The sequence below is a fragment of the Streptomyces silaceus genome (assembly GCF_001419745.1).
GTDB lineage: Bacteria > Actinomycetota > Actinomycetes > Streptomycetales > Streptomycetaceae > Streptomyces > Streptomyces silaceus.
This window is the reverse complement of the sequence record NZ_LIRJ01000620.1, coordinates 1-5,075: the sequence shown is the minus strand read 5'-3', so window position 1 is coordinate 5,075 and position 5,075 is coordinate 1. Positions and strand designations below refer to the sequence as shown.

Sequence of the window (5,075 nt, the reverse complement as noted above, 5' to 3'; positions counted from 1 at the left end):
CGCCCCCGTACGGGGGCGAAAAGGACCTTCGGCCACCGCAAGTGGGCGGAGTGGACTAGACCTCTCGCGGGGTGACGCGCGAGACTGTTCCCCGTGAGACACGTCATCGCCCTCGATGTGGGCGGCACCGGAATGAAGGCCGCCCTGGTGGGCGCGGACGGCACCCTGCTCCACGAGGCCCGCCGCCCGACCGGCCGCGACCGCGGCGCCGACGCCGTCGTCGAGTCCATCCTCGACTTCGCCGCGGACCTCCGCGCCCACGGCATCGCCCGCTTCGGCCAGCCCGCCGAAGCGGCCGGCGTCACGGTCCCCGGCATCGTCGACGCCGACCGCGGCATCGCCGTGTACGCGGCCAACCTCGGCTGGAGCGACGTCCCCCTGCGGGACCTCCTCAGCGCCCGCCTGGAAGGCGTCCCCGTGGCCCTGGGCCACGACGTCCGCACCGGCGGCCTCGCCGAGGGCCGCATCGGCGCGGGCAAGGGCGCCGACCGCTTCCTGTTCGTCCCCCTCGGCACCGGCATCGCCGGCGCCATCGGCATCGGCGGCACCATCGAGCCCGGCGCCCACGGCTCCGCCGGCGAGATCGGCCACATCGTCGTCCGCCCCGACGGCCCGCCCTGCGGCTGCGGCCAGCGCGGCTGCCTGGAGCGCCTCGCCTCCGCCTCCGCGGTCAGCAAGGCCTGGGCCGAGGCCAGCGGCGACCCGGAGGCGGACGCCGCGGACTGCGCGAAGGCCGTGGAGTCCGGCGACCCCCGCGCCCAGGAGGTCTGGCGCAACGCCGTCGACGCCCTCGCCGACGGCCTCCTCACCGCCCTCACTCTGCTGGACCCGCACACCCTGATCATCGGTGGCGGACTGGCCGAGGCCGGGGAAACCTTGTTCACGCCGCTGCGCGCCGCCGTCGCGGCACGCATCGTCCAGTTCCAGACGCTGCCGGAGATCGTCCCCGCGGCCCTCGGCGACACCGCCGGGTGCCTGGGCGCGGGCCTGCTCGCCTGGGACCTCGTCGACCGGCGGACCGAGCGGGACGGCGACCGGCCCGGCACCGCGCGTACCGAACCGCCGACCGCGCCACAGCCCGACCCGCAGACCGAAACCAGCAGCCCGACCCCACGGAGGTAGCCACCTGATGGCCACTAGCAAGGTTCTCGCCGGTGCACAGGTGGTTCTGCCCACCGGGACCCTCACCGACGGCCGCGTGATCGTCGACGGCAGCCGCATCGCCGGGAGCGCTCCCGCGGACGCGGAGACCCTCGACCTCAGCGGCCACTGGGTGGTCCCCGGCTTCGTCGACATCCACAACCACGGCGGCGGCGGCGCCTCCTTCACCTCGGGCACCGTCGAGGACGTCCTCAAGGGCATCCACACGCACCGCCTGCACGGCACCACCACCGTCGTCGCCTCGACCGTCACCGGCGAGATGGACTTCCTCGCCCAGCGCGCCGGTCTGCTCTCCGAACTCGCCGAGCAGGGCGACCTCGCCGGCATCCACTTCGAGGGCCCCTTCATCTCGCCGTGCCGCAAGGGCGCGCACAGCGAGGCCCTCCTGCGCGACCCCGACCCGGCGGACGTCCGCAAGCTGATCGACGCCGCCCGCGGCCAGGCCAGGATGGTCACGCTCGCCACCGAACTGCCGGGCGGCATCGACTCCGTACGTCTCCTCGCCGAGCACGGCGTGATCGCGGCCATCGGCCACACGGACGCGACGTACGAGCAGACCGCCGAGGCGATCGACGCGGGCGCCACCGTCGCCACGCACCTCTACAACGCCATGCCGGCCCTCGGCCACCGCGCCCCCGGTCCCATCGCCGCCCTCCTGGAGGACGAGCGGGTCACCGTCGAGCTCATCAACGACGGCACCCACCTGCACAAGGCCGCCTTCGAGCTGGCCTTCCACCACGCGGGCCCCGCCCGCGTCGCCCTGATCACCGACGCGATGGACGCGGCCGGCTTCGGCGACGGCCGCTACATGCTCGGCCCGCTGGAGGTCGAGGTGAGGGACAGCGTCGCGCGCCTGGTCGAGGGCGGCTCCATCGCGGGCTCGACCCTCACCCTGGACCGCGCGTTCAAGCGCTCGGTGACCGTCGACGGCCTCTCCGTCGAGGACACCGTCCGCGCCATCTCCGCCAACCCGGCCAGGCTCCTGGGCCTGGACGACAGGGTCGGCTCCCTGGAGCCCGGCAAGGACGCGGACCTGGTGGTCCTGGACGCGGCCTTCGACGTCAAGGGCGTGATGCGCAAGGGCGAATGGGTGGTTGACCCCCTTTAGCCCCCAACTCGGGTGATTCCACCACCCGTTCACACGTCAAGCAACAGAAGGCGGTTGGCCCTCACCCCTGGGCCAACCGCCTTCTGTTTGGCATGATCAGACCCCGGAAGAGGCCGACGGCAAGCGCGTTCCCGGTTCCGTGCGGACGACGTACGGCCAGGTACTTCGGGGGGTGGTACGAGTGATACTCACCGTCACGCTCAACGCCGCCCTCGACCTCACCTACCGCGTCCCCGCCCTCGTCCCGCACGCCTCGCACCGCGTCACCGAAGTGACCGAACGCCCCGGCGGCAAGGGCCTGAACGTCGCCCGCGTGCTCGCCGCCCTCGGCCACGACGTGACCGTCACCGGCTTCGCGGGCGGCGACACCGGCCGCACCCTGCGCGAGCACCTCGCCCCCGAGCCCCGCCTCACGGACGCGCTCGCCCCGGTCGCCGGCGCCACCCGCCGCACCCTCGCCGTCGTCGACGCGACGACCGGCGACACCACCCAGCTCAACGAACCGGGCCCGGCCGTCACCCCCGCCGAGTGGACCGCCTTCCTGGCCTCCTACGAAGGGCTGGTGCACGGCAAGGACGTCGCCGCGGTCGCCCTCTGCGGCAGCCTGCCGCCCGGCGTCCCCGTCGGCGCCTACGCCCTCCTGGTGCGCGCCGCCCGCGCCGCGGACGTCCCCGTCCTGCTCGACACCAGCGGGGAACCGCTGCGCCGCGGCGTCGCCGCCCGCCCCGACATCGTCAAGCCCAACGCCGACGAACTCGCCGAGCTGACCGGCTCCCACGAGCCCGCGCAGGCCACCCGCGACGCCCGCCGCAGGGGCGCGCACGCCGTGGTCGCCTCGCTGGGCGCCGACGGCCTGCTCGCCCTCACCCCCGACGGCGGCTGGCGCGCCGCGCCCCCGGCCCGCGTGCACGGCAACCCGACGGGCGCCGGCGACTCGGCGGTCGCGGGGCTGCTCTCCGGCCTCGCCGAGCGGCTGCCGTGGCCGGAGCGCCTGGCCCGCGCGGTCGCGCTGTCCGCCGCGACGGTGGTGGCGCCGGTGGCGGGCGAGTTCGATCCCGCTACGTACGAAGACCTGCTGCCGCGCGTCGCGGTCACCGGAGCCGTCTCCGCCGGCACCTAGCGCCGTATCCCGCGTCCGTACGCAGAGCCCGTACGCACAGAGTCGTGTCCGCACCGCACAACGGGGCGCAGCGCCCTGGGAATTGGGGAGCATCGTGCCACTCGTCAGCACCGGAGAACTCGTCGCGGAGGCCCGCGCCGCGGGTCATGGCGTCGCCGCGTTCAACGTCATCACGCTGGAGCACGCGGAGGCCGTCGCGCTGGGCGCCGAGCGGGCCGGGGCCCCGGCGATCCTGCAGATATCCGAGAACGCGGTGAGGTTCCACGGCGGCCGGCTGTCCGCGATCGCCGCGGCGACGGCGGCGGTGGCCCGCGCCTCCACGGCCCGCCTCTCCCTCCACCTGGACCACGTCACCGACGTCGAGCTGCTGCGGGCCGCGCACCCGGAGGGCTTCAGCTCGGTGATGTTCGACGCCTCGAAGCTGTCGTACGGCGAGAACGTGAAGGCGACGGCGGACGCGGTGCGTTGGGGCCACGAGCGGGACATCTGGGTGGAGGCGGAGCTCGGCAAGGTGGGCGGCAAGGAGGGCGAGGCGCCGCTGGACGCCCACGCGCCGGGCGTGCGCACGGATCCGGCCGAGGCGGCCGCGTACGTCGCGGAGACGGGCGTGGACGCCCTCGCGGTGGCGGTGGGCTCCTCGCACGCGATGACGGAGCGCACGGCGTCCCTGGACCACGAGTTGATCGCCTCGCTCGCGGCGGCCGTCCCCGTCCCGCTCGTCCTGCACGGGTCGAGCGGCGTGCCGGACGACGAGATCCGCGGCGCGGTCGCGTCCGGCATGGTGAAGATCAACGTGGGCACGGCCCTCAACACGGCGTTCACCGGCGAGGTCCGCGCCTATCTGGCCGCCCACGACAAGGGCGTCGACCCCCGGAAGTACCTCGTCCCGGCTCGCGAGGCGATGGCCGGGACGGTGGCGGGGTTCCTGGGGCTGCTCAAGTAGCCCCGGGAGGCGGGCTGTCGGGGGCTAGCCGTTGCTGCCCTCGACGAGCCACATCTGGTCGATGTTCGCGCCGACGCTGCCGCAGAGGTTGCTCTGGTCGCAGGTGAGCGTGATGGTGTTGGTGCCCTTGGTGAGCTGGACGACCGCCCAGGTGTTGGTCCAGCCCTTGTCCCACTCCCCCTCCTTCGCGCCGGCGAAGTTCTTCATGTTCAGGGGGCGGGTCTGCTTCTTGCCGTTGACGAGGATGGTGGCGTTGGAGTCCTTGCCGGGGACGCCGTAGTTCACCCGGAGGCTGTAGCTGCCGCCCTTCTCGATGCCGTTGACCGTCCAGGTGAGCTGCGCGCCGACCTTGTCGAAGCCCGCCACGTACACCCCGCCCGCGGCCTTGGCGCCCTCGATGTCGGAGGCCGTGCTCGTGCCGCCCTCCAGCTTCAGGGCCTTGGCGTCGGTCTTGGGGAGCTCGGCTTCCTTCTCGGGCTTCTTGGTCGGCTTCTCGCTCGGCTGGACGGACTCGGCCTGCGACGGCTTGCCGCCGGCCTCGCCGCCTCCGTCGCCCTTGTCGCCGTCGCCGCCGAAGATCACCGCGGCGCCGATCCCGATGGCGACGACCGCGACCACGGCGATGGCGGCGATCAGCAGCCCCTTGCTGTTGGGGCCCCGGCCCCGGCCCGAGGGCGCGGGCGCGTACGGGGGGCCGGCGACGGGGGCGCCGCCGGGCTGGGCCTCGGGGGCGGTGTAGTGGG

General features: G+C 74.2%; 5 protein-coding genes. 4 read left to right on the top strand and 1 reads right to left on the bottom strand.

What is annotated here, in order from left to right; all coding sequences use genetic code 11:
* Positions 1–93 precede the first annotated feature (93 nt).
* The 4 genes from AOK22_RS37850 (at position 94) to AOK22_RS37835 (ending at position 4,332) form a co-directional block, all read left to right on the top strand.
* Positions 94–1,122: an ROK family protein gene (locus AOK22_RS37850; RefSeq protein WP_237773552.1), complete on the top strand. Its 1,029-nt coding sequence runs from the start codon at positions 94–96 to the stop codon at positions 1,120–1,122.
* 7 nt (positions 1,123–1,129) lie between these two features.
* Positions 1,130–2,269, top strand: a complete 1,140-nt coding sequence (gene nagA, locus AOK22_RS37845; RefSeq protein WP_055703182.1) for an N-acetylglucosamine-6-phosphate deacetylase — start codon at positions 1,130–1,132, stop codon at positions 2,267–2,269.
* Between the two features lie 181 nt (positions 2,270–2,450).
* A complete protein-coding gene (locus AOK22_RS37840) occupies positions 2,451–3,389 on the top strand; it encodes a 1-phosphofructokinase family hexose kinase (RefSeq protein ID WP_055703181.1) in 939 nt (312 codons plus the stop codon).
* 94 nt (positions 3,390–3,483) lie between these two features.
* On the top strand, positions 3,484–4,332 hold the full coding sequence (locus AOK22_RS37835; RefSeq protein ID WP_055703180.1) for a class II fructose-bisphosphate aldolase: 849 nt from the start codon (positions 3,484–3,486) through the stop codon (positions 4,330–4,332).
* A 24-nt stretch (positions 4,333–4,356) separates the two neighbouring features.
* Here the strand turns inward: AOK22_RS37835 and AOK22_RS37830 are convergent.
* Positions 4,357–5,075, bottom strand: a 719-nt coding sequence (locus AOK22_RS37830) for a carbohydrate-binding protein (RefSeq protein WP_055703179.1), incomplete at its 5' end; no start/stop codon positions are given.

What these genes read in the sequence shown, in the direction of transcription:
- nagA (WP_055703182.1), top strand. Translation starts at nt 1,130, where the DNA reads ATGGCCACTAGCAAGGTTCTCGCCGGTGCACAGGTGGTTCTGCCCACC.